Origin of the sequence: Domibacillus antri, from assembly GCF_001936625.1 — a bacterium.
Lineage (GTDB): Bacteria > Bacillota > Bacilli > Bacillales > Domibacillaceae > Domibacillus > Domibacillus antri.
In genome coordinates this window covers 1-23,925 of sequence record NZ_MSDU01000041.1, presented here as the reverse complement: position 1 = coordinate 23,925, position 23,925 = coordinate 1, and the positions used below count along the sequence as shown (strand labels likewise).

24 protein-coding genes and 1 pseudogene are annotated in these 23,925 nt (G+C 40.4%); 6 read left to right on the top strand and 19 right to left on the bottom strand.

Translation table 11 applies throughout. From position 1 onward, the window contains the following. Positions 1–34: 34 nt before the first annotated feature. Together BTO30_RS14500 and BTO30_RS14495 are read right to left on the bottom strand one after the other, a co-directional pair. Positions 35–1,054, bottom strand: coding sequence for an ABC transporter substrate-binding protein (locus BTO30_RS14500; protein ID WP_075399426.1), 1,020 nt, complete (start codon positions 1,052–1,054; stop codon positions 35–37). A gap of 522 nt (positions 1,055–1,576) precedes the next feature. After that, positions 1,577–2,344 (bottom strand): IclR family transcriptional regulator, encoded by a 768-nt coding sequence (locus BTO30_RS14495; protein ID WP_075399425.1) that lies wholly within the window; start codon positions 2,342–2,344, stop codon positions 1,577–1,579. Between the two features lie 245 nt (positions 2,345–2,589). Between BTO30_RS14495 and BTO30_RS14490 the strand changes: the two genes are divergently transcribed. Beyond that, positions 2,590–2,835: a ferredoxin gene (locus BTO30_RS14490; RefSeq protein WP_075399424.1), complete on the top strand. Its 246-nt coding sequence runs from the start codon at positions 2,590–2,592 to the stop codon at positions 2,833–2,835. Positions 2,836–2,954: 119 nt separating this feature from the next. Here BTO30_RS14490 and BTO30_RS14485 read toward each other — a convergent pair whose 3' ends face one another. From BTO30_RS14485 to BTO30_RS14425, 12 genes are all read right to left on the bottom strand, one after another. Then, on the bottom strand, positions 2,955–4,142 hold the full coding sequence (locus tag BTO30_RS14485) for an MFS transporter (RefSeq protein ID WP_245796491.1): 1,188 nt from the start codon (positions 4,140–4,142) through the stop codon (positions 2,955–2,957). A gap of 123 nt (positions 4,143–4,265) precedes the next feature. Continuing rightward, on the bottom strand, positions 4,266–5,486 hold the full coding sequence (locus BTO30_RS14480) for a Gfo/Idh/MocA family oxidoreductase (RefSeq protein WP_075399423.1): 1,221 nt from the start codon (positions 5,484–5,486) through the stop codon (positions 4,266–4,268). Between the two features lie 215 nt (positions 5,487–5,701). Beyond that, positions 5,702–6,496 (bottom strand): IclR family transcriptional regulator, encoded by a 795-nt coding sequence (locus BTO30_RS14475; protein ID WP_075399422.1) that lies wholly within the window; start codon positions 6,494–6,496, stop codon positions 5,702–5,704. Positions 6,497–6,802: 306 nt separating this feature from the next. Then, complete coding sequence (locus BTO30_RS14470; RefSeq protein ID WP_075399421.1) at positions 6,803–7,303, bottom strand: tripartite tricarboxylate transporter TctB family protein; 501 nt, start codon at positions 7,301–7,303, stop codon at positions 6,803–6,805. Beyond that, the gene (locus BTO30_RS14465; protein WP_075399420.1) at positions 7,300–8,790 is read right to left on the bottom strand and encodes a tripartite tricarboxylate transporter permease; all 1,491 of its coding nucleotides are present in this window, start codon (positions 8,788–8,790) and stop codon (positions 7,300–7,302) included. The genes BTO30_RS14470 and BTO30_RS14465 overlap by 4 nt, the downstream gene beginning before the upstream one ends. 33 nt (positions 8,791–8,823) lie before the next feature. Next, positions 8,824–9,840, bottom strand: coding sequence for a tripartite tricarboxylate transporter substrate binding protein (locus tag BTO30_RS14460; RefSeq protein ID WP_075399419.1), 1,017 nt, complete (start codon positions 9,838–9,840; stop codon positions 8,824–8,826). A gap of 148 nt (positions 9,841–9,988) precedes the next feature. Continuing rightward, positions 9,989–10,264, bottom strand: coding sequence for a hypothetical protein (locus BTO30_RS14455; protein ID WP_075399418.1), 276 nt, complete (start codon positions 10,262–10,264; stop codon positions 9,989–9,991). Between the two features lies 1 nt (position 10,265). Then, a complete protein-coding gene (locus BTO30_RS14450) occupies positions 10,266–11,516 on the bottom strand; it encodes an aromatic ring-hydroxylating dioxygenase subunit alpha (RefSeq protein ID WP_075399417.1) in 1,251 nt (416 codons plus the stop codon). Positions 11,517–11,594: 78 nt separating this feature from the next. Beyond that, the gene (locus tag BTO30_RS14445) at positions 11,595–12,335 is read right to left on the bottom strand and encodes a class II aldolase/adducin family protein (protein WP_075399416.1); all 741 of its coding nucleotides are present in this window, start codon (positions 12,333–12,335) and stop codon (positions 11,595–11,597) included. Between the two features lie 510 nt (positions 12,336–12,845). Beyond that, on the bottom strand, positions 12,846–13,937 hold the full coding sequence (locus tag BTO30_RS14440; RefSeq protein WP_075399415.1) for a zinc-dependent alcohol dehydrogenase: 1,092 nt from the start codon (positions 13,935–13,937) through the stop codon (positions 12,846–12,848). A 32-nt stretch (positions 13,938–13,969) separates the two neighbouring features. Beyond that, a complete protein-coding gene (locus BTO30_RS14435) occupies positions 13,970–14,965 on the bottom strand; it encodes a PhnD/SsuA/transferrin family substrate-binding protein (RefSeq protein WP_075399414.1) in 996 nt (331 codons plus the stop codon). A gap of 285 nt (positions 14,966–15,250) precedes the next feature. Then, positions 15,251–16,939 (bottom strand): methyl-accepting chemotaxis protein, encoded by a 1,689-nt coding sequence (locus BTO30_RS14425; RefSeq protein ID WP_075399412.1) that lies wholly within the window; start codon positions 16,937–16,939, stop codon positions 15,251–15,253. A gap of 477 nt (positions 16,940–17,416) precedes the next feature. Between BTO30_RS14425 and BTO30_RS14420 the strand changes: the two are divergent. Further along, a pseudogene (locus BTO30_RS14420) lies at positions 17,417–17,560 on the top strand (SDR family oxidoreductase); the annotation flags it as partial. A gap of 277 nt (positions 17,561–17,837) precedes the next feature. On the opposite strand, the gene BTO30_RS14415 reads toward BTO30_RS14420, so the two are convergent. Together BTO30_RS14415 and BTO30_RS17730 are read right to left on the bottom strand one after the other, a co-directional pair. Continuing rightward, positions 17,838–19,634, bottom strand: coding sequence for a Z1 domain-containing protein (locus BTO30_RS14415; protein WP_245796489.1), 1,797 nt, complete (start codon positions 19,632–19,634; stop codon positions 17,838–17,840). Continuing rightward, positions 19,603–20,013, bottom strand: a complete 411-nt coding sequence (locus tag BTO30_RS17730) for a DEAD/DEAH box helicase family protein (protein ID WP_245796487.1) — start codon at positions 20,011–20,013, stop codon at positions 19,603–19,605. The genes BTO30_RS14415 and BTO30_RS17730 overlap by 32 nt, the downstream gene beginning before the upstream one ends. A 293-nt stretch (positions 20,014–20,306) precedes the next feature. Here BTO30_RS17730 and BTO30_RS14410 point away from each other — a divergent pair, with 293 nt between their 5' ends. The 4 genes from BTO30_RS14410 to BTO30_RS14400 all read left to right on the top strand — a co-directional run bounded on the left by BTO30_RS14410 (position 20,307) and on the right by BTO30_RS14400 (position 22,040). Continuing rightward, the gene (locus BTO30_RS14410) at positions 20,307–20,519 is read left to right on the top strand and encodes a hypothetical protein (RefSeq protein WP_075399411.1); all 213 of its coding nucleotides are present in this window, start codon (positions 20,307–20,309) and stop codon (positions 20,517–20,519) included. Positions 20,520–20,567: 48 nt separating this feature from the next. Continuing rightward, positions 20,568–20,666, top strand: coding sequence for a YjcZ family sporulation protein (locus tag BTO30_RS14405; protein ID WP_075399434.1), 99 nt, complete (start codon positions 20,568–20,570; stop codon positions 20,664–20,666). A gap of 278 nt (positions 20,667–20,944) precedes the next feature. Then, complete coding sequence (locus BTO30_RS17110; RefSeq protein WP_143331982.1) at positions 20,945–21,178, top strand: hypothetical protein; 234 nt, start codon at positions 20,945–20,947, stop codon at positions 21,176–21,178. 313 nt (positions 21,179–21,491) lie between these two features. Further along, complete coding sequence (locus BTO30_RS14400; protein ID WP_075399410.1) at positions 21,492–22,040, top strand: glutathione peroxidase; 549 nt, start codon at positions 21,492–21,494, stop codon at positions 22,038–22,040. A gap of 102 nt (positions 22,041–22,142) precedes the next feature. Here the strand turns inward: BTO30_RS14400 and BTO30_RS14395 are convergent, their stop codons facing one another. The 3 genes from BTO30_RS14395 to sigH all read right to left on the bottom strand — a co-directional run bounded on the left by BTO30_RS14395 (position 22,143) and on the right by sigH (position 23,778). Continuing rightward, positions 22,143–22,442, bottom strand: coding sequence for a Dabb family protein (locus BTO30_RS14395; RefSeq protein WP_075399409.1), 300 nt, complete (start codon positions 22,440–22,442; stop codon positions 22,143–22,145). 91 nt (positions 22,443–22,533) lie between these two features. Continuing rightward, positions 22,534–22,830, bottom strand: a complete 297-nt coding sequence (locus BTO30_RS14390; RefSeq protein WP_075399408.1) for a hypothetical protein — start codon at positions 22,828–22,830, stop codon at positions 22,534–22,536. Between the two features lie 273 nt (positions 22,831–23,103). Beyond that, positions 23,104–23,778, bottom strand: coding sequence for an RNA polymerase sporulation sigma factor SigH (gene sigH / locus BTO30_RS14385; RefSeq protein ID WP_211272849.1), 675 nt, complete (start codon positions 23,776–23,778; stop codon positions 23,104–23,106). Between the last annotated feature and the right edge of the window lie 147 nt (positions 23,779–23,925).

Below are 23,925 nucleotides of genomic sequence, written 5' to 3'. Positions count from 1 at the left end.
TCACCTCTATCAGAATAAATGGTCTAGCGATTTCTTAATTTGCAGCAGTCAAATTCTCGATTAATTGATCTGTTGTCACATCTTCTTTCAGCATACCTGTTTCTTTCGTTGTATCAATTGCCCACTGTACACCGTCTACATTGATCGCTGCATTATCGGCCAACGACGGCAGGACAAAGTCAAACGATACTTCCGCATCTGCTTGTTCCATTTGCAGTTCTTCCATAATCAGCTGGACCATTTCATCACGATTTTCCGGTTTTTTTGCGTATTCTGTCGCCTCACCTACTGCGGCGATAAATCCTTTGGCAGCTTCAGTCTGGTTTTTCAAAAAGTCACCATTCGCCATCAGCATATTATGATTATATGTTTTCAATTCATCACGCATTAAAGCTAATTTTTTCATGCCGGATGCTTCTGCTTTTAAATCGGTCGGCTGACTTAAAATTGTTAATTTTGCCTGACCTGTAAGTAATGCCTGAAGGCGCGTGGAGTTTTCTCCGGCTTCGATAATACGTACATCTTTGTCAGGCTCTAATCCATTGTTTTTCAGCCACCAGCGCAACTGAATATCCGTGCCATTCCCTGTACGGTTCGTTGCGACCACCTGACCTTTTAAATCCTCGGGACTTTTAATATCGGGTGTACTGTAAATACTGTACATCGACTGATCATCTAATGTTCCAATCATTTTAACATCGGCACCTTGTGCAACACCGGTAATGACGGACTCCGGTAAACTGGATATGACTTGAAAATCACCCGTCTGCAGTCCACGCAGCGCAGTTACACCACCTTGAACTTTAGAAAATGAAACATCCACATTATGATTTTGAAAAAATCCCTTTTTATTTGCGACAAATAGCGGCAAATAGCTGGCATTTGAAGATGGAAGGCCCATTTTAATGGTTGTGCTTCCTCCATCCCCGGAAACTTCTTTTACTTCTTTCTCCGACTCAGTGCTTGTTGCACCGCAGCCGTTTAATACTGTCATTAAAATAAGAAAAAAAGCAGCGATACTTGGCATAACACCTTTTTTTGATCCGTTCTTCATATGCCTATCCCCTCTCGATCTCTTTCTAAAAATAATGTCAAGCTTTCCACTAAAGACCTTTCAAAACAAGAACAAATAAGTAAACGCTTACAAATGAAGTTTGATTATACCGGATTATTTTTACCCTAATACACATCAAAAAATCTGAATTTTCATAATTGATTTTTACTTTATCATAAAACGATAAAATCAGCAGAACATTATTCTTTTATCTGCAACAACATCAAAAAAATGTGATTTTTGTGACTTTTTACCTTCTTGCAAGTAAATCTTTTAAAACTCAACAAGCATATTTCATTATGTGATAAAACTGCCTATCTCCAAACTGACCGCCCCCTTTAATTTTGAATTTTCTAATTTGTTAATTATCTTCTCACACACAATGATGAAAAAAACATCTTCGTTCTTTCATGCAGAACGTTTTTTATTTTTTTTATAATTTTTTCAATCGAATAAAAAAACAAGCGGCATTTACCCCTTGTTTCAAGAAATTCGTTAGTTAAATAAAAATAAATTTTTGCTTTAGTATCCCATTCCCAGCCGTTCTGTAATCAGACGGCTGCAATTTCTCATTTCTTTTACATATTGCTGAACATGGTCGGGATGAAATTGAAATTTTGAACCTGTTACGCTTATTGCAGCAATCATTTTTCCCATATCATTTTGCACCGGGATGGCCACAGATGAGATTCCATCCCTGAGCTCTTCTCTTGTAATCGAGTATCCCTTTTGTTTAATATCCAAAATTTGCTTCTTTAATTGCACAGGCGACGTAACAGTTTTATCCGTATAAGCATGTAAGCAGCCGGCAACGACCCGGTCAATTTCTTGCTCGTTTTGCGCAGCGAGCAGCATTTTTCCGATTGCCGTACAATGACTTGGCGCTCTATCCCCTATTTTGGATACCGTTCCATTATCTTCATCATGAACACGCTTACACAAATAAACAATCTCGCCCTTATCATAAACAGCCAGCCGGACGACTTTACGAAGAGAAAGCGCCAGTTTGTCCAAAATTGGGAGGGCAATCCGTCTAAGTTCCATTGAATGATAGACAGTGAAACCTAATTCAAATGCAGCCAGCCCTAAATGATATTTTTGTGTTTCTTTGTTTTGCGCTACTAAATTGGATTCATTTAACGTCTTCATCAGCCGGTATACCGTACTTTTCGCCAATCCCAGCCGAACACTCAGCTCGCTTATCCCTAACTCAGGTTCTGATAATGAAAATGTTTGCAAAATGCGGATCGCATTATGAACGGAAGATAAAACTTCTGCTTTCTGTGCCATAAAAAACCCCCCCATAAATCATATAAAAATTACTCAATAAAATTCAGATTTTAGTCATAATTCAAATTTAACAGAAAAATCCTTCTGTTTCAATATGATGGTATTTTATTCCACTATACTTTAAAAGCTGCTGCATTGATAAATTATTCCGATTATTTCGTATAAAAGAACAGACAGGTTGTAAAGAAGGGTTTTCATTTTAAAATTATTATATATAAGACAATTTATTTTAGGGGGCTTAAAACATGACGAAATTCACTTGGGTAGATCAGGATACATGTATCGCTTGCGGTGCATGCGGAGCAGCTGCTCCAGACATTTTTGACTATAATGATGAAGGGATTGCCTATGTTGTCTTGGATGATAACCAAGGCTCTGCGGAGGTTCCGGATGAATTGCTGGATGATTTGGATGAAGCATTTGAAGGATGTCCTACTGAATCGATTAAAATAGCTGATCAGTCTTTCTCGGAAGACATAAAAATTAGTTGATATTAAACCTGAACATAAACGAGCTGTGCCACTGATGCAGGGGGCGCAGCTCGTTTCTTTTTTCCAATGAATTTCATTTATCTTTTTCTGCTCATTCTTTTTTCATTTACTAAAGGCGTCTATTCCCCGATTTTTTCAGCAAGCACTCCTTCACTTTCTGTTACCGGCTCCGATTCTATTTTACTCATACGGGTAAAATAGGCACCTAAGAGAAGAATACATCCACTCACCCAAAAAATAGCTGAAACACCCGCTGCCCTGCCAACTGCACCAAAGAAAAAGGGAGAGACAAATTGGGAAAACCGGTTAAAAGTTAAACGCATTCCCAACACTTCGCCTTGCTTCTCCAGGGGGCTTATGTTCATCGCATACGTGAGACTAAGCGGTTGACCAAGTCCTAATCCGATCCCTAAAAAAACAGCAACGATACCAAATATGACAGGAAGCGAGGTTAACTGAATACAGATAAAAGAGAGCCCGCTGATCACTAATGTGGCCGTTAAAACCTCTCCCCTCCCAAAAATCTGTACAAGACGAAACTGAATGATCCGGACGACAATAGAGGCAGCCGCCACGAGTGACAGAACAACGCCAATGCTGCTCGCATTCATGCCAACTTGTGTCCCTAAAACAGGAAAGTAAGCAACAAATAAATCTTTTGAATATAATACCAGCCCGCTGATAATAAGTGCTTTACGAAGATTAGCATGTTTCAGCATCTTCCAGGATGAGGATCGATCCACCTTTTCTCTCCTCCCGGCTGCGGCACTTTTCCAAAAATTTTTCGGCACGAGCAAACAGCTTGCCAACGGCAAAAGGACACAAATAGCGGCCATCGCGAATGTAAAACGAAAGCCCATGTATTCATAGCCAAATCCGCTTGCCATAGGTCCAATGAATTCTCCTGCCGATCCGGTAAGACTAAACATTGTAATTAATTGATCGCGGTTTCCGGGCAGGTTTCCCACGGTTTTTTGTAATGATACCAGTACACAAATTTGACAAAATCCCATTAATAACTGAGAAAAAAAGAGAGCGCCTACGACCGGCAGCATAATGGGCACGACAATAGAAAGCAGCATCCCGATACTGCCAAGCAAGCACATATGCCTTGCCCCATAAACATCCAGCCATTTCCCAGCCTTTACAGCTAAAAGCATCGGAAAGAAAGCATACGCGGACACTAAAAAGCCAATCGTCGCCACTGAAGCTCCCTGTGAATCAGCAAATAAAGAGACGATCGGCCGTGTTCCCTGTACGGCGATTGAAAATAGCGTTTGCATGAGTAAAAAGTATGAAAGTACCACATAAACCCCTTTCTCCCCATTGAACAAGGATAAAAGATAACAAGCTTCAACACCTGTGGTATCGAAGCCTGTCACTTTCCTTTATACACCTTTTTTAACGGTGTTCAATTGTTATAAAAAACACTATTTTGATACCTTGCGTTCTGACGAATCAACAGCTACTTGATGAGACAAGTAGATTTCTTTACGTTCTCTGGCAGATTCCAGAACAGCCTGGCAAACTTCTAAATTCGCTTTACCCCATCTTCCGTCATGAATAGGCGGCTTGCCATGAACAACTGCCTCATACAGTTCAGCCACCATTACGTCGCGGCCTGTCTCATTAGGAAGCTGAATCTCGTATTTCTCATTTTCTCCATAAACGTATAATCCGTTTGGAGACTGACGAATATCCCCTCGTTCACAGCTGACAACCGTCAATCCGAAAAATGGCTGATGATGTTTTTCTTCCGAGTAGTTTTTTGATTGATTTCCCCCGTACCCTTTTTGACTTTTTAATTCCCTTTCCTCATCACTGTTTTTCAACTGTTGAATCGCTTTTCGGGAAGCGGCGTATCCCTGGGCCCTTTTTGACGGACCTCCTTCACCGATGCCGAAAGTAAGCTCTGTTGTAAGAAAATGATCATATCCATTATAAACCGCTGTAGCTACAGTCCCATTTTCAAACTCCAGAAAAGCCGCATGAGCTCCTTCTGTCGGACGGGATTCATCCCATCTGCCGGTCATAGCGCGTACACTTCTGAGCATTCCGCCGCCAATATACCGGATAATATCAAACTGATGCGAGCCTTGACGGTACGTTACACCGCCACCTAACGCCGTGTCCAGTTCCTCCGGCGTTCTGAAACGATACATCCAATCATTAAAATACCAGTTGTTTATCATTTTGACATTTCCGAGCGTTCCTTCATTAATGATTTCTCTTATTTTTCGAATCGGCGGCTCAAAACTAAACGAATGTCCAACGATCAGATGAATGCCGGCACGATCAGCCGCTTGAATCAGCATGTCTGCTTCTTCCACAGAAACCGCCAACGGTTTTTCAACAATGATATGTTTTTTATAATGGGTGGCGATTTGCACATGCTTTACATGAAGTTCAGTCGGGCTGGCTATGTACACCGCATCTACCTGTTCACTTCGGCATAAGTCCTCGACACTCAAATGGTACTCCGCTTGATAATCACGCGCAAACTTCTCCAGCCGCTCTTTATTTCGCCCGCTCGCAGCTGTTACCCTTACATTCGGATGTTTGGCGATGCTGGGCAGGAGCGCACTTCCCGCATTTCCAAGACCAACAATGCCAATTCGAAGCTGAAGAGAGTTCGTATGGGAATTTGTCATCATTTCACTCCTTAATTATTTATGGAATGGTGCTCATTCGATCAATTTTTCATTTCGCAATACGGAATATATTCCACTATGTGGATTAAAAAAATTATAGCATCGCTCTTATAGATTTTCAATATTTTAATTAATATAAATTTTTCGAAAATAAAGAAAGCACACTAAGTCTCCTTTTGAGTAGTGTGCTTTCTTTAAAAATCAATATATGACGTTCACATAATGTCCAGCTTTGGGTAATGACTTTTTACATCACTGTTCCCCATCGCTTCTGTTATTTTATACGCTGTATACATAACCTGCTGAATAATAAAAGGAGTTCTCTCTTCCGACAATCGATGGATCGGACCCGCCGCTGTCACACCGCCTATTAACTTACCCGCATGGTTAAATATTGGTGAAGCGATGGCAAACGATCCTTTAAGACGGTCATCAACAGAAATAACATAACCCTGACCGCGAATAACATCCAGCTCTTTTTCCAATACGTCCATCTCAACCGGCAGTTGATTTTTATTGTGTGCATCCTCCAAAATACGACAGCGCTCCGTTTCCTCCAGATGAGCAAGCAAAATTTTGCCCGAAGCACCTACCCATAATGCATTACGCTGCCCTACCTTTACAATATTCCGTATCTGCTCAGAACTTTCCACCATTTCAATACAAACCCTTTGGTCTGCTTCAATAATATTCAGGTCAATGGTTTCGGATAATTCATCACACAATCTTTTCATAAAGGGTAAGGCCGTATCTCTAAGAGACATATTTCCTGCCACCACTGCCCCTAAATTAAATAATTTGAACCCTAGACTGTATTTTTGAGTTAATTCGTCCTGCTTAATGTAGCCGCATCGCGCCAATGTCGATAATAGACGATAAATCGTACTTTTTGAAAGACTTGTTTGGGCTGCTAATTCACCTAATGTCTGTTGAGGCTTTTCTAACGTAAAGCACTCCATAATCCTTAATGCTCTTTCTACAGATTGTACTGTTTGCGCTGATTCTTTCATCGATGCCCCCTGATTCTTAGCCCTAACTATCCTCTGCAAGTTCTAAATCTGGATACTTATTTTCAGACTTTTTATTACTTTGTATCTTACCATGTGTAAATGATTTCTCAAAGTGCTCTGCACTTTGTTATCCGTAAAGAGTAAATTCCATTTCCATCGATCTACATTCTTTCTATAAATCCAATTGCCTTGTTTTAAATAATAAAAAAAGATCCCGGGTTAATAACGAGATCATTTTACTGCGTTCATAAAATTAGCTTTTATAACAGGATGATTATTTTTTTAGAACATTAGCTTTTCAAACCATTACATAAAATAATAGATTTCAAATCCTACTACAAAGACAAGATAGATGAATAAAGCAACAGAAGCTGAGTATAAAATAGTCATTTTCCAAGTTTCTTTGGAGATCCATTTTAAATAAAGGATCATCGAAATTAGAATACCCCAAATCATACTCGTAAAATAGACTAGGGTGATAAACAATATCATCCAACCTATAAAAAAGTACCTTTTTTTCACTAATTCTTTCGTTTCAATTTCATCCTCTTCTTGAGCTGCTGCACTATCACTGAGGCTGAATTCTTCCTTTTTTTCTTGTCTTTTGCTATTAATATTTATTTTTTCTCTTATAGTCGGAAATAAATCATAGATCATTTGCCACCCGGAAAACAGGACTAAACAAAAACTCATGATTTTCGGTATTAAAGCTATATCATCTCTTAAGTCAAGCGTAGCGCTAAAAATGAGAAGCCCAAATAGAAAAATCGCAATGGAGAATACGTTATTTTCATTTATACGAATCATGCTGCCAGTTCTCCTTTCATTTGATTCTTCTGCTTCATCTTTTTAATAAAATGCCAAATAAGGGATGCAATCGTCAGCACGACTAGTGTGAGGGCGATCGGTCTTGTGACAAACCCTTCTGGACCAAACGTCGCCATCGTTTGATGATAGGAAGACTCCATCAGCTTGCCGAGCACTAATGCAATAATTAAGGCAATTCTTGAATAACCGTATTTCATCATATAGTAACCAATAAGACCGAACAGTAACGCAACCATTATATCGCCGAATTTTCCATCCGTTCCGTAAGCACCTACCAAGGATACCGTTATAATCGCAGGAGCCATAATGGAGCCGCGGATTTTTGTGACAAAAACAAGCTTAGGTCCTAACAGCAAACCAAAAAACATGGCAACAAATTTACCCACAATAGCTGCAGCAATTAAAAAATAAGTAATGTCCAGATTATTCGTAAGCATGTCGGGTCCAGGAGTCAGTCCATGAATCATAAGCCCGCCGATCAACACGGCCATCGAGGCTCCACCAGGAATACCAAATGCTAATGTCGGCAAAAGATTGCCGCCTTCTTTTGAATCGTTAGCCGCTTCAACAGCTATGACTCCCTCAATGGCACCTTTACCAAATTTCTCTTTATCTTTTGCCATCTGCACGGCCGTTCCATAAGCCATAAAACTGGCTACAGTACCACCAACCCCGGGAATCATCCCCAGATAAATGCCGATAAAACACGAACGTAAGAATAACCAAAAATTTTGAAAAACTGATTTTATACCTTGCCAGGTCCCTCCTTTATTCACTTGAACATCGTGAGCTATAGCTTTATTTTGAGAAAACAAGGAGAATGCTTCCGTAATCCCAAACATACCAATAATCACGGCAAGAAGTGGAATCCCATCCCATAGATAGTCCATTCCAAATGTAAAACGATCTGAACCCATAATCGGATCAGTTCCAATATAAGCAAACATCAAACCGATTAAACCCGAAATTATTCCTTTGAACAGACTTCCTGTCGTAACTACCGCAATAATGGTTAAACCGAAAATCGCTAACATAAAAAATTCCGGATAAGAAAAAGCAAGAATAAGCTTTCTGGCAACAGGGATCATTAAATCCAATACGAGCAAACCAATCAGACCGCCAAGGGCGGAAGCAACCATTGCCGCAGCAATAGCCATGCCGGCTTTCCCTTTTTTAGCAAGTGGAAATCCATCAAATGCCGTTGCGGCATTTGATGCGTCTCCTGGTGTGTTAATAAGAATGGACGTTAGCGAACCGCCAAAATTGCTTGATCCATAAGCGGAAATAAGTAACACAATAGCTTGCTCCGGTGTTAAACTAAATGTAAGAGGGATCAGAAGTGCCATCGCTATACTTCCTCCAAGGCCCGGCAATATCCCAATGATTAAACCGTATAACACTCCGGCAACCAAGAAAAGCATCATATCCAGTTGAAGGACATTCCCTAATTGCGATAAAAATCCCATGATTCCACCTCCTGCTGATTGTCCATATTTCCTTTATTCACCTTTTTCGAAAAGATTTTTCACAATATTAGTATATTGAGCGTAATCCTCCAATAACTTTTCCACTCGTTCTTCTGTTTCATCCGCATTCAGGTAACTTGGTGTGCGATCCATTTTTTCAAGAACTTTATGAAACTCAGGATCATCCATCGCTTTTTGGATAGCCTCTTCTAACGTAGAACTTACATCCTCAGGCAAGCCAGGAGGTGCACCGATCATCTTATACGTATCAAAGATTTCGTTAAATTCAGGATATCCTAATTCAGATGGAATTGGTGCATCCGGGTATTTCGGATTTCGCTCTGTACCGAACCAAATTGCCGGTTTTAAATCTCCTGATTCAATATATTTTTGTTGGCTTTCATATGAACCAAAAAGAATATCAGCATCTCCTCTTATAACGGATAAAACGGCTTCGCTTGTCGCTTCATGATTCAACGGCTCCCACTTGACACCCATCTCAGTCAAGCTGATTGCACCAACGATGGAGTCATTAGAAGCAAGCCCTCTTGTAGAAACGATATATTTCGGTTTTTCTTGTTTCAAAATACTTTCTGCAGTATTCGAGCCTTTCCCTTGCACTGATCCTACATTGTTATCAACAGCAACCGTGCCCAACCATGAAACTTCTTTTAAATCGAATGAATCAGGACGTGCCAGCTGAGTGGGAGCAAGCCCGTTCACATCATAAAGTCCGATCGTATAACCATCTGGTTTAGCCTTTTGGATATGGCTTGTTGCTATGACTCCACCGGCACCTGGCATGTTTCGAACCGTTACATTTACTTTATTAGGTAAATGTTTTTCAATAAATGGAGCGATTGCTTGAGCCCATTCATTGAAACCTCCACCCGGCTTATATCCCACTACTAACTCAATATTTTTTTCAGGATATGAGCTGGCCGAGTCTACTTTTGCAGGAGAGCTTTGTGAAGAGCAGCCGGCAGTTGTCAGTCCTAATGTTAAAACCAACAATCCATTGATTAGTAATTTACCCGTTTTATTACGCATACGCTTTCCTCCTTGAGTTCATTTTTTATCCTTACTAGATCAAAATCTGTCAATTTTGGGCTTTTGATTGAAATTCAAGTGCGGGCTGCATCCAGAAACCGCTTTCAAAAAAGTCTACTTTTCTCTAAAGTCACTTCTTAAAATTAACTCACCCAAAATCTTCTTCTCCTTCTTCAAGCTCCATCGTTGTGATTTGTTTCATTTCAGCCAATTCCCAGCGGTAACCGCAAGCGTGACACCAGCAAAAGTAAACGGATTGTTCTGCCCTCCAATATTCCACAATAAAACTGCGCGGATCCTTCATGGAATGACCGCAATGATTACAAAAATGAACGGAAGAGGACCAGGGAGCTCCTCCCTCATCTTTTTGGACGAGGGAGGAATCGGCCGCAAGAACTTTTTGTACTTGCACGTGATTGCTCATGTTATTTGACCCCCACCTTGCCAAATAACTCCACAACATCATCAATTATAGGTGAGAATCGAGTTTGGAACCTTTTGAATACGCTTTCAAAACCATCACTGAAATGATGCTTTTTTCGTTCCAAAGGCAGGACGATGATCTGATTATCCGCTTCGTCTCGTATTGTTCCGATCGGATCTTCCCCGCGCTCAACTTTTTCGATTTCCTTTTTAAGCATTTGGCGATAATAAATGATCCCTTTATCGGTTGTGCCAAGTCGTTCATCCATTCGATCCGCCACAGACCCCTGTGTAATCCAGCACATAATGTCCTGTCCATCAATGTAATCCGTCATAAATTCACCATCTTCATCCTGGTATGGCACTTTATACAATGGAATCTCTTTTAAATGTTCTGGAATTTCCACATCTGGACCAGGAGCATAGGCCATGTACCATACATGCCATGTAGTTTCATCATCGATCGGTACTCTGATCTGGAATTGATAAGAGCCTAATCCACCGCTGCCGACAGCAAGCATGAATGGAAAGACAACCGGGTGTCCGATGCGCCAATCATCACTTTCCTCCGACTGGCCTTCCAGGAGCCGGCGTTTCACAATTCCGTACTCAAATGCATCAAAAGCAATTTTGTTATGCTTTCGCTGGAAAGCGACTTCTTGTGTTTCTCCCTTTAAACCTGTTACGTATGCGTGATAATGTCCATGCAGCCATTCCGTATGGATAGGATCCAGCGAGTTCTCCATAATTTGCAGCCAGTTGCAAGGAAGAACCGCATTCCCAATCATGCGAACGGCATTATCAACGACAAATCCGTCAAATCGCGGGAGCAATGGTGCCGGTTCTGGTCCCATATAGGCAAAGATCAGTCCGCCCATTTCTTGAACCGGATAGGCTTTTGTTTTAATTCGATCTTTAAATGTACTTGTCTCCGGCTCATTTGGCTGTTCTGTGCATTGTCCGTGCTGATTGAAACACCATCCATGGTATTGACAGCGCAATCCATCTTTTTCCGGCATTCCGTATACAAGAGACACTTTTCGATGCGGGCATTTCTCGTTGATCAAGCCAAGATTGCCCGAAAGATCCCGGTAAAGAACCAAATCTTCACATAAAATTCTGACCTTCTTTGTCGCTTTATTCTCCAGTTCACTTGCTGCGGCTACCGGAATCCAATATCGGCGTAAAAGATTTCCCATCGGTGTTCCTGGTCCCACGCTTGTTAACAATTGGTTTTGCTCCTGACTCATCATAATGTTTTGTCCCTCCTACTGTTATCAAATAAACGGCTGTTTTTGATTCATTTTAATCATGTGATAATCGATATATGATCAGCGAAGCAGCTCTTCCCGGATACCATCTTCTATACCGGTTAAAGCCCCTTCCTTCATGGCTTTTTCTTCATGATACGTCCATACTTTTTGAATAATACTTGGCTGCCAGGCCGTGTCTCTCGTACGCACCAGATTTTCTCCGTTCAGTACCCTGATGTCCCGTCCCAAAAGCATGGCGTCATACTGTTTTTTTGCATTTTCTTCTAAGAAGACCGATTTGGCAAAAGCAGCTTTTACACTTTCCCCGACGATAACGGTTCCATGATGCCTTAGCTGAATAGTGACTTCATTTCCAAGCAATTCAGCTAACTCAGCGCCCATTTCTGCTGTATTCACTAAGCTGGATTTTTCGTACATTGGCACTTTATCCACAAATGACCCGATTCCAAAAACTGGCTTCATGGCTACATCTGCAATTCCAAGCACCGTTTGGTAATGCGGATGGTTATGAATTACACTGAAAACATCACTTCGCCTTTTAAAGATTTCTGTATGAATATGGTATTCACTTGGCGGCTCTGAATCCCCCTCGATCAGCTTGCCATCCAAATCGCACATCACGATATCAGCTGCTGTTACTGAAGCTCTGCTGGCCTTCCGGGAGTTGATGAAAAATCGGTCCGTACCAGGAATTCGATAACTGACATGTCCATTCATATCCAGAAGATCAATTTTTTCTAACATTCGCACTGCTTTAGCCACTTCAAGCTTAAAAGCTTTTTCATCCACTTTGCTCATCATAGGCCCTCCTGTTTTATTGACTGGTTCTTATTGGTTAACCATTAAACCGTGTTTAACGTTCTTCTGAAAAAATTAAAAAGTCCGTAAAAAAATGATGCATCCAGATTTTATACATTCCCCCAATGAGCATTTCGGTTTAGTGAATGTTTTGGGTTCAAGATCTTGCCAATGATTCATAAACCGAACGCTTAAATAAAATCTTTTTATTTTTCACGATACGGAACATGTGCCGTATTGTGGTTTTTATTATACTCCCCATAAAACAGTAAATCAATACTGAATATAAAATATTTTCAGAATATACAGTTTATAAATGAATCAATCTTGTTTGCGTCCTACTAAAAATAGGCCTTCTTCGGTATTTTTTTAAAAGTAAAAAGAAAAATTTTTAAAATTCCTCACTAAAAAGCACCCTTCAAAATATCGATTTAGTTAATCACTAATGCGATAAGGGTGCTTTCCTGTCATGCATAGAGTAGGTCTCCCCACAATACATTTAACTATCTTTTATGACCATGGTGATACAGTGACTAAAAGCGGAGAGGGTTCACCTTCTCCTCCTGCTGTCTTTAATGCCTGGTCCACTTGTTCAAGACCATAATTGTGTGAATGCATTTTGTGAAGAGGGAACCTTCGAGACGCAATACACTCAGCAGCCATTTTTACCGATTGATAACTATGCCCGCGGACTCCTTTTACAGTCAAGGTTTTCTGAATGATTAAATCACTGTTAAACATAGGGATTTCCTGATATTTATAAGCACCGAGAATCACCATTCCGCCTTTTTTGACGATCTCCAGCGAAGAGGTGATCGGAGCTGTCCCGCCCGACGTAACATCCAAGACAATATCAGCCATTTTGCCGCCGGTGATTTCTTCAATACGTGAAACCAGATCTTCAGCCTGAATATTAATAATATGATCAACACCGAGTTCACGGGCCAGCTCCAAGCGGCGCAGACTTGTCGTGCGGCCTGTAACAATGACTTCTGCACCGGCCGCTTTTGCCGCTAAAGCACACGCCAGCCCTTGCTGTCCTGGACCTTGAATGACGACGACCTTTCCTGGCCGCGCGTTTCCTTCAATGATCATCCATTCAAATCCATTGGATAATGGCAATGTCAAAGCAGCTTCCACAGCCGGAACATGATCCGGCATTTTATGCACGACGGAATTCGGATGAAGATACAAAAATTGGCTGAATCCTCCCCATAAAGAAGGCTTCAATGAATCTGGAGTCGCTCCATAACGGATGCCTCCTGCACGGGGATCGGTCTCCAAGCAGGCACGGTAATTCCCCGTTCGGCAATGTTCACATTGACCACACGGAATGTATTCCTCCAAAACAACACGGTCACCTTTTTGGACGCCCCATTTTTTTGCTGCCGCGGCTCCTATTTTTTCAATATGGCCGACAATATGATGGCCTAATATCCGCGGCTCCTGGTCTTTTTGGTAATAAGAGACATCTGTTCCACAGACGCCTACTATTTCCACCCGTAAAATCCCTTCTTCAGATGATAAATTCGGCATGTCAAATTCGTGCAGTTCCGTTTGTCTTTCACCCACCGCAACCGCTGACAATACTTTTTGCCCCAATCCGATCCCTCCCTCGTCATGTTTTTCTGCTCTTAAATGAGCGTGTATTCTTCCAAAGTAGACGCAGCAAATAAATCTTCCACTCTTAATTGGTTTTTGATCATACCCTGCTCGTAAGAATATGTAACCGCTGCCTCTAACGTTTTACGGTTTTTTTCTAATCCGTACGGCCAGAAATCCTCACCCATCAGCTTTTTCGTATTTTCCAATTCAGATACAAACCATGGCAAGGTTACTTTCAGTGCCGCTGTCTGATTAAAGCCATCATATACCTTTTGTTTCGCTTCTTTAAAAGCCTGATATAAATTGGCTGCTACCCACGGATGTTCCTCCAAAATTTCATCCTTGATCGCAACCACATGCATAATTGGAAAAATACCCGTCCGCTCGTAATAATCCTTTTCAACAGATACATAATCCGGGAACAGCCGCTGTACATTTGTCGATCCGTTTAAAAAGCAAGAAGGAGCGCGCGGAGCGATCAACGCATCGATTTCTCCCGATTCAAGCATTTGATTTAAGGTCTGGTCATTATTAATTGGTTGAATATTGATTTCAGGCGGCAGTGACAGCTTGATTTTCTCCACTCGTCCCGGCTCTTCTTGTCCGCCGGTTAACCAATTCATTTCTTTCGGATGAACACCGTAATCATGATGTAAAATACCGCGGATCCACAGACAAGCAGTCAATTGATATTCCGGAATCCCGACACGTTTTCCCCGCAGGTCTGCTGCTTCTTTAATGCCGGAATTTTTATTAATATAAATACCGGAGTGGCGGAAAAAGCGCGACATAAATACAGGAATCGCCGTGAAGTTTGGATATCCCCGATCTTTGGCAATTAAATAGGAAGAAAGTGATAATTCAGAAATATCAAACTCCTGATAACGCATCATTCTCCAAAATGTTTCTTCAACAGGCATATTCAACCAGTTAAGATCAATTCCTTTTGCTTGAACACTTCCATTTGTTAAAGCTTGAATACGATCATAATCCCAACAGCCAAAGCTCAAATTTAATTTTGTCACCGATATTCATCCTCTCTTTTAAACAAGTAATAGCAGGAAGTTGCTTATTTTTTATTATGACCTGATTTTTTTATTCACGAAACTGTCTGTTCTTTCATATGGCACAAATTTCATCTTTTTTATTACTTTTTTGATTTTTCAGACAACAAATTTTTATGGGGCAAAATCCAAAAAGCTTTACGGCCAGTCACTGTTACTAACCTGCCGCACAGCTTCTATTAAAACTCTTTTCAGTTCATCAAACTTCTTTATACTCTTTTCCGTCACTTTCATGGGCGATAACGATTATTGAACTTTAAATTTACCAATAAGAAGTTGTAATTCTTCCGCCATATTCGCTAAAGAAGATGATGAAAGAGAGATTTCTTCCATTGAAGCAAGTTGCTCTTCCGTTGCGGCCGAGACCTCCTGTGTGCCCGCCGCGGTGAGTTCTGTCAATTCGGCCATTTCTGTAACAGACCGAACCATTTGCTCTGTTCCAGCGGACATTTGCTGAACGGCAGATGAGATTTCTTGAATTTGACCGGCAACCTCACTGACGGAATGTTGTATTTGTCCAAATGAAGCGCCTGCCGTTTCAACCACCCCAATGCCTTCTACGACTTCTTTCGTTGCATTTTCCATGGATATTACCGCTTTTTCTGTTTCATCTTGAATCGCCGCGACCAATTGCGAGATTTGCTGTGCGGATTCAGAAGATTGTTCCGCTAACTTGCGAACTTCATCTGCTACTACAGCAAATCCTTTCCCATGTTCTCCCGCTCTTGCCGCTTCGATTGCAGCATTTAATGCTAATAGATTGGTTTGTGCGGAAATACCGGTAATCACTTCGATGATCTGTCCAATTTCCTTCGAACGTCTTCCAAGGGAAGAAATCACCTCTCCTAAACGATGAACTGTATTGTTAATGGAATTCATCTGATCGACAGCCGTTTGAATCGATTGATTTCCTTCTCCAGCTTTATCTAATGCCTTTGCTGCGGTATGGGAAACTTGCTGGGAATTTTCCGAAATTTGCTTGATTCCAATCGACATTTCATTGACCGTCCGGGAGGTTTCTTCTGCGCTGCGGGCCTGATTTTCTGTTCCGGCAGCCACTTGCTGCATCGTGGATGAAATTTGTTCAGTCGCCTTACTGGTTTGTTCTGCATTTGCTGATAATTGCTCGGAAGCTGCCGCGACTTGCTCCGCATTTAGTCCAACTTGCTGAATTAATCTCCTTATATTCATCGCCATTTGATGGAATGAATCAGACAGCTCCCCAATTTCATCTTTATTTTTTATATTAAGTTTTTGTGATGCGAGATCGCCGGACGCTATTCTTTTTGCCTCATTTGATATGGATTTAATCGGGTTAGAGATGAGCCGGCTCATATAAAAGGCAATAAATAACGCAGCGAAAACAGAAATCAGTCCTAATCCTAATATCCAGTTTTTAGTCGTTTTAACTTGTTGAGACGTATCCTCTTTTCCCTCAACTAGTGAAGCCTGGATCACGTCCGTAATTTCTTTTGCTTTACTGCTGAACCTGCCTGTAATTTCACTGTCCTGCGGCAATAACGCCTCATATTCAGCGGTCTTATTTTGTTTCTTTAATTTAAAAAGACCGCCAACGTAGTCAGCATACTCCTTTTCTAATTCGTTTAATTCTTGTAAATTCTGTTTGGTTTCAGGTAAAATGAGGATTTTTTCAAATTCAGCGCTTTGCTGCTCATATTTATCACGTGACTTATAAAATTTATCGAAAGCGCTCTCATCACCTAGCAAATAATCCCGTGCAAAAACTTGTTCTCTTTTTATTTCCAGAACTAAGTCTTTTATCATCACCACTTTTGCCGCCCTGTCATTGATTAACTCTGAGTAAGTGGAATCAACTGAACTGATTTGATGATAACTCAGTGCCACAGTGGCGATTAAAATAAATAAAACTGTAAAAAATCCGGTAAATAATTTTCTGCTAATAGTATATTTCACAATTGCTTCGCTCCTAAATTTCAAATTGACTAATTTCTTTGCTTATTTCAGTATCTTTATCATATTGTCCTCTGTAATTAAAACGCTTACATGAATTCGACGATTTTTTTGATATTACTCAATTAGTCAAATTCTGCAGCCTGCCTGTCTTTTTCAACATCACTTCCTGAATTGTAATTTAGTGCTAGTGGATATCATCCAGCTGAATTAATTGACATATCCCTCCGTTTAACAAGTATTCTAACTCAATATTATGCAGTTCCTTTTACCTGTATTTTAGTCAATATGATGCCATTCACCTATTATAATCGTTCGTCAAATTACGACAAAAATTTCTGGCGCCAGGATCGCAGCTTTTTTTAGCAATAATTGGATTTAAAAATCCTATTTTTTTACTTATGTAAGTATGACTGTAGCTTAGGTACGGATGAAAGTTCTTACTATTTTCATTATTTAGCCCCATGGAATCATGTAATCGCAATGATAAAAGACAGCACACCTCTTCAGAAAGTGACTTCCTCGGAAGATGTCGCGGATGCCGTGCTATTTTTCGCTTCCCCGTGGAGCCGAGCCGTGACCGGTCAAAATTTGATTGTTGATGGCGGTTTAGTAATGAATTAAGTTTTTTTAAGAAAGGGATGTCTCAAAAGTTCATTGAGACATCCCTTTCTTCATTTTTATAGCCGGATTTTCTGATTTTGGGCCGGTTTTCTTGCACTTATGGCCGGATTCTCAATGAATTCGGCCTTCAGAAACAGAATCCGGCTCTAATATCGACAAATCGGCTTAAATAGGGCAGAATCTGGCCTTCCATCCGCACTCATAGGAAAATCCTATCTTTTGAATTTATGAAAGGTTGTATTTCCTTATATGATTGCGGCTCTTTATCCCTTAACTTTTATTCTTCCGTTCCACTCGTAAAGATAGCAGTTGGTGTTTGGCGCGGTGTGACCAGAACCGGCCACCAAAACGGGGCGCCCCGCCATCCCTTATTCGGATCGGCTGAACCTTCCTGGCTCGTTAAGATAAGCACAGGATTTTTATCCGCGATTCGTTTAGCTGTGTTAAATTCATTATTAATTCCAGATGACGTATCAGGTGCGTCCTCAAACCGGCCGGTCCTTTGCCTGACTCGGGATATGTTCCTGTTTTTCCGCACGATGCACCATACTTTTTCCGGCTCCTGACCCGGTATACTTTTTGACAAATATTCGAGACTGGAAAAAAATGCGTTCACGTCCCATGGTTTACCGGCTTCCGGGTCAAATGTGTCCTGAATTTTTTCAATAATGACGGCTGCGTCTTTTAAGTCAATCAATACAGGTTCTCTTCCGCTCACCAGTTTATCAAGAAGCTGATCGATTTCCTGAACCTGAACGGTTTTGGAGATATAGGATTTATATCCTGTTTGGAAACCGACAGGCAAAAGCCGCTTAAATGGTTTAAGTGTTGTCACTTTTGAAAGAACAATTTTATTCGGTGAACACGGAATGAGCTGATTCCCTGCATCTTTTTGAATAAATACAACGCCTTGATCGTTACTCTTTTCAATCGCATGGCGTAATGCGGTATCAAATTCATGAATCGTGTTCATGACATTATAAATTTCTTCCGTAGTATAAAATCGGGTGACAGCCAGGTCTTCCAGCTGACGATATCCGAACATGCGCGAATGCTGTAAAACGGTATCCTGCTGGTATGTTTTTGGATGGCGTCCATAGTAAAAGCCGATCAAGTTCCCTATCGTAATGCCACGGTCGAGAATTTGTCCGCCAATGAAAATATTGAGCGGCGCTCGCAGCTTGAGCTGACCTGATTCGTCTAAAAGCGCAGACATTTCTTTTTCGGAGTTCACTTTTGTAATCAATAAATGATCTTTTCCGATTGCCTGAATCACCTCATATTTTACTTCCTCAAATCCAGGCACATACGATTCAAGTTTCAAAAGAGAGTTCTTTATGTTGTCATACGCTTCTTGTATAAGATCCGTCATCAAAATCGGATCATTCGCTAGTAGAATGGACAGCCGTCGTTTCATTTCCTGAACCACGACTTCCTGCCATTCATGAGCGGATTTTGTTTGAGACGTATGAATCACAAAGCTGTATTTTTTCAATCGCTCGCCATTTCGTTCATGCTTCATTCGGCGTATCATACCGCCAGTTATAAAATTGAGGACCGCTGATCGCAATGAATGAATTTTCCTGTTCGTTAACACGTCTTCGATTTTTAACCGGCGCCGATCCGGTTTTTTTAACACAAGGAGTTCGTCTGAAGAAATCGGTTCGTACAGCAAGGAGGCAATGGTGTCCTTCTTTTCGCTTTCATCAAAATAATAGTCCCCCCCAATATATTCCGCTGGAACCGGAACAAGTTCTGTAAATACCGGTTTGATTGGCTGAAAAACAGCGCCTTTTAATTTTATATGTTCCGGCTGCAAATAAAGAGAATAGGGCGTCGCTGTGACCTGCAAAAAATCACACTGGTTGAGACGGCTGCGTATCTCATCGATTTCTCCGGCAAGCACATTCATTTCATAGATTTCATTCTTCGTTTTCGAGAAGCCGATGCTGGCAAAATCCGCTTCATCATCTATGAATAACACACGTTTTTCGGCAAGTTCCGGATATGTCTCAAACAGTGCTTTTTTAAGCCGGTGTAAATTATGCTTTTCTTTTTTTACAACGAGAATCATTTTTCTGCTCAAGTTCATATTGAATGAGGTTATCCGGCAGTGTCATAATGTCAAAAATCTGTCCATCATCATTCTGCATGAACCATTTAAAATCTGCTTTCAGCCGCTCCAATGTTTGCTGAGCAAGGGCTTTTGTTCCTTTTGTCAAAATGATTGCAGCATCATATCCGTTGTCAAACGCGAGGGCCGTCACACCGATAAAAGTACGTGTTTTCCCACTTTGAATTTTTCCAAGCAGCATTCCCGGTCGGCTTACATTGGTATGATGATTCATTAATTTTTGGACGGTGCCCTCTATACACGCTTTCGATTCAGCCGAGTATTGATTAGCCCTGTCCAATTCTGTGTAAAACGGTCCGTTACAGGTAAGCCTAGTCATAGATGTCATCCTTTTTTACAAATTATCGAGATTCATTATCTCATAAGAAAGGACGTTTTGGATGTTATTTATTTTTCTTCCATTTTACAGCCTCTTCATTTGATAAAACTTTCAATGACAAACTCAATCAACCTTATGATGTATAAAACACCTTTACACAGTATTGGGAAAATACAAGCAGAAACGGGGTTTTCTGTTTTAAAATAATTTAAAACTCTTCCATGTTATTTGTCCGTTTCCAAAAGGACAATACGCGCATCTACTAAAGTACATATACTTGGAGGTGAAAGAAAATGCATCGTCATGTCAGACCTGTTATGTGCCCGCCAAAATGTGTCGTCCGCGATTACTATACAACCCGGGAGGTTCCATTCATTCATCCGATTATCAATATTAATCGTCAAAATATTGTTAATGTGCCCCGTCATATTTACCAGCCGATTACACGAAATGTTGTCGTTGACCCAGGTTATCCGACACGCTGCTGCGGTCGTCCATATTACTAAAAGAATGAGATAGATTGCCGCAAAGTAGTGAGAAGATGATAAAAATTGATGAGGAAACAAGACAGTGATCACGGGCATGATTATGGTGACAGCTGTGCGTTAATTGTTGTATTGTTTATTCTTTTGATCATTGTCGGTGTATCTTAGGTCAATAGTGGATATGGCGGTTACTAAATCAAATAAAGCTCACTTTGTGGAATGTTATATGTCCATTGATGTCCTATATGGCTCCAGATGCTTACCTTCTATTTAATGCGGCTGTAGCTCGTACAGCCGTTTTTTGTTTATCTTCTTTCTTTCCTGCTTAATATCCATTTTTCAAAAAATGAGTCAAGCGGATTTCCACATCCAGTTAATAGTGCATACGATATAATACACCAGCTAATGCTAACATGGTGATTTTTTAAGAAGGGAGAGAGACTTCTATGGCTTATAAATCTGACAATCATGACGAAAAAAGGAGTAAAAGTTGGTTTAACCGTAATGACGGCTTGAATCTGTGGATAAACCCTGACTCCCGCTGGAATAATGAGTGCGATGATAACGGAAGCAGCAGATTTGACGATGACAACAGTAAAAAACGGCACGAGCGGGATGATCACGCAAAAAACAAACGTGATGATAACAGAAAGAAACGGCCGCACCAGTGGATATGGTAAAAATTTTATATAATAGGAGCCTTGAGTGATCATGCAAGGCTTCTTGCCATATGAAATCTTTTCTTCTACAAAAAAGTGCACCTGTTTTATCATCTCATAAAAGAATACCTGTATTTCTTTTTATATTTGAATTTTGCACATTGTTATTGAAGTAATTTTTATCACCCACAGGGAATGTTAACGATCTTAATCCAAAATGAAAAAACAGCTGATAAAGATCTATGATTTTTATCCTAAACCGATAGTATGAGAAGATATAGACGGCAGCATGTTTGAAGCGCCACTAATTAATCACTAGGAAGGATTTAATAAAATGAGTATTTATGATTTTTCTGCGGTTGCAATGAACGGAAAAGAGATTTCCTTAAGTGACTATAGAGGAAAAACCGTTCTCATTGTGAACACTGCCAGTCAATGCGGGTTTACGTTTCAATTTGAAGATTTACAGCGTCTATATGACCGCTACAAAGAAAAAGATTTTATTATTCTAGGCTTTCCGTGCAATCAATTTGCCAATCAAGAGCCTGATGATAACGATAAAGTTCAGTCTTTTTGCATGTTAAAATATGGTGTATCATTTCCGATGTTCCAAAAGATCAATGTGCGTGATGACAATGCCCATCCATTATTTACATACCTTGCTGCCGCCAAGCCATTTGAAGGATTTGATACATCTCATCCAGTAGCAAAGGTATTAATCCCGTTATTAAATGAAAAACATCCGGAATATTTAATTGGTAACTCGATTAAATGGAATTTTACAAAGTTTCTTATTGATAAAAACGGAAATGTTGTTAAACGATTTGAACCGACGACTGATCCGATTGATATAGAAAAAGACATCGAACTTCTTCTAAGTTAATCCATAATAAAAACCCCCTTAAACCGGTCAGGGGGTCAGTCCCGTCCCAGGTTTTAAGGGGTTTTTGTTATGAAAGAACGATGTCCTTCTTTTTGTCCGTTGTTAAATTTCGATATCCACCACAATGCTGTCCAAACGGCCCACTTCACGAATATACGCAGCGACCGCTTGATGTTCCGGATGTGGTCCATATGCTTCAAGTGCTGCTTTATCTTCAAACCGGACTGTCAGCACGACCTGATACCCTTTACTTTTCGTTACATCCGAAAAATTAATACCTGCTTGGAGATCAACAACTCCTGAAAGATGATTTTTTAATGCTTTAAAACGTTTTACCACTTCGAGCAATTGTTCTTCTGTAGTACTTTCATTGAATTTTACGATGACAATATGATCAATCATGTTCATTTCCTCTTTTCTCATTTCGATATAGTTGACTATACCATTTTTGCAAGAAGAGAGAAAGTGAATAGAACAGCAGCCTGTTCTTCCATTACGGATCGCTTGTCATTCTTTTTGATAATTGCCGGAACCATTTTTCATCGTCCGTCAAAATAGCCAAGTCGATCATGGAATCCCAATCTTCTTTCGCCAATGTTAAACCAATCGGCATCACACGTCTGCTTTCAAATACGCCGAGAACCGGTTTGATGCTTGTGATCCTTTTTTTAAAGTATGTGGATACTTGAATAATATACACTTCATTCCGCAGACGGGAAAAATCCCTGATAAAACCAATAATCCGCTCTGATCCATTGTCCACTAGCACCCAATCCCCCGCTTTAAGCATATTGACTCCCCCTACATCTCAAATATGACCCTCTCAATTTCCGGTTTACCGTTGTATCTTTTTATCTCGGTGTTGTCTGTCTCATCAAGATTCGGCTGGTCGTGATTTTAAAATGCTGTTATTAACAGTAAATGCTTATGGGCGCCCTTATGCGACTGGATCGTTGAAAACGGTCCATTTAATTTGATATCGTTTTCTGCTCAAATAAAAAAACCCGTTCACATGAACAGGCACGTTCCGGCAGCTGGATTAGCTGCTATTATATATCAGAAGTTAAACAGTTACTTCTCTTCTGCTCAAGTATTGATCCAGTTTTCTTTTTACTCGCTGAATCGCATTATCAATCGACTTGACATGAGTGTTTAGCTCTTTTGAAATTTCAATGTACGACCTTCCTTCCATATAAAAATCCCACACTTTCCTTTCAAATTCGCTTAATAGTTCGTCCATTTTTTGTTCGATATCTCGCGCTTCTTCCCTGTTAATGATCAAGATTGCGGGGTCCATTATTTTAGCTCCTGAAATAACATCCATTAACGTTTGATCTGATCCTTCATCATAAATCGGTTTGTTCAGGGAAACATATGAATTAAGAGGACTGTGCTTTTGGCGGGTAGCTGTTTTAATGGCTGTAATCATTTGCCTTGTAATGCATAGTTCTGCAAAGGCCATAAAGGAAATCAGCTTGTCTTCTCTAAAGTCGCGAATGGCTTTAAAAAGACCAATCATTCCTTCTTGGACAATATCCTCTTTATCCCCGCCGATGAGAAAATATCGACTTGCTTTTGCACGCACAAAATTCCGGTATTTGTTAATTAGAAATTCCGATGAATCGCTGTCTCCACTATGAACCAACTCTACTAAATCTTCGTCTTTTAATTTGTTATAGTTTGCCCTCAGCTTTACTTCGAAGTTTACACTCACTCCTATACCTCCGTGGAATTCCATTAATTTTTCACGTTGTAAAACGCCCAAGTCACTTTTGCTTCGCTAATAGAGACTTCCAGAATCACGCGTGTTGATTTTGAATAATCTTCCATAAATAAACGACAAAAAAGAGATGCCCGCTTGTAAAATGTAAGTACGACCAACCAC

Bases quoted from the DNA above. Each gene is read 5' to 3' on its own strand.
- BTO30_RS14500 (WP_075399426.1), bottom strand. From the start codon at position 1,054: ATGAAGAACGGATCAAAAAAAGGTGTTATGCCAAGTATCGCTGCTTTT.
- BTO30_RS14495 (WP_075399425.1), bottom strand. From the start codon at position 2,344: ATGGCACAGAAAGCAGAAGTTTTATCTTCCGTTCATAATGCGATCCGC.
- BTO30_RS14490 (WP_075399424.1), top strand. From the start codon at position 2,590: ATGACGAAATTCACTTGGGTAGATCAGGATACATGTATCGCTTGCGGT.
- BTO30_RS14480 (WP_075399423.1), bottom strand. From the start codon at position 5,486: ATGACAAATTCCCATACGAACTCTCTTCAGCTTCGAATTGGCATTGTT.
- BTO30_RS14475 (WP_075399422.1), bottom strand. From the start codon at position 6,496: ATGAAAGAATCAGCGCAAACAGTACAATCTGTAGAAAGAGCATTAAGG.
- BTO30_RS14470 (WP_075399421.1), bottom strand. From the start codon at position 7,303: ATGATTCGTATAAATGAAAATAACGTATTCTCCATTGCGATTTTTCTA.
- BTO30_RS14465 (WP_075399420.1), bottom strand. From the start codon at position 8,790: ATGGGATTTTTATCGCAATTAGGGAATGTCCTTCAACTGGATATGATG.
- BTO30_RS14460 (WP_075399419.1), bottom strand. From the start codon at position 9,840: ATGCGTAATAAAACGGGTAAATTACTAATCAATGGATTGTTGGTTTTA.
- BTO30_RS14455 (WP_075399418.1), bottom strand. From the start codon at position 10,264: ATGAGCAATCACGTGCAAGTACAAAAAGTTCTTGCGGCCGATTCCTCC.
- BTO30_RS14450 (WP_075399417.1), bottom strand. From the start codon at position 11,516: ATGATGAGTCAGGAGCAAAACCAATTGTTAACAAGCGTGGGACCAGGA.
- BTO30_RS14445 (WP_075399416.1), bottom strand. From the start codon at position 12,335: ATGAGCAAAGTGGATGAAAAAGCTTTTAAGCTTGAAGTGGCTAAAGCA.
- BTO30_RS14415 (WP_245796489.1), bottom strand. From the start codon at position 19,634: ATGATTCTCGTTGTAAAAAAAGAAAAGCATAATTTACACCGGCTTAAA.
- BTO30_RS17730 (WP_245796487.1), bottom strand. From the start codon at position 20,013: ATGACTAGGCTTACCTGTAACGGACCGTTTTACACAGAATTGGACAGG.
- BTO30_RS14410 (WP_075399411.1), top strand. From the start codon at position 20,307: ATGCATCGTCATGTCAGACCTGTTATGTGCCCGCCAAAATGTGTCGTC.
- BTO30_RS14405 (WP_075399434.1), top strand. From the start codon at position 20,568: ATGAGGAAACAAGACAGTGATCACGGGCATGATTATGGTGACAGCTGT.
- BTO30_RS17110 (WP_143331982.1), top strand. From the start codon at position 20,945: ATGGCTTATAAATCTGACAATCATGACGAAAAAAGGAGTAAAAGTTGG.
- BTO30_RS14400 (WP_075399410.1), top strand. From the start codon at position 21,492: ATGAGTATTTATGATTTTTCTGCGGTTGCAATGAACGGAAAAGAGATT.
- BTO30_RS14395 (WP_075399409.1), bottom strand. From the start codon at position 22,442: ATGATTGATCATATTGTCATCGTAAAATTCAATGAAAGTACTACAGAA.
- BTO30_RS14390 (WP_075399408.1), bottom strand. From the start codon at position 22,830: ATGCTTAAAGCGGGGGATTGGGTGCTAGTGGACAATGGATCAGAGCGG.
- sigH (WP_211272849.1), bottom strand. From the start codon at position 23,778: ATGGAATTCCACGGAGGTATAGGAGTGAGTGTAAACTTCGAAGTAAAG.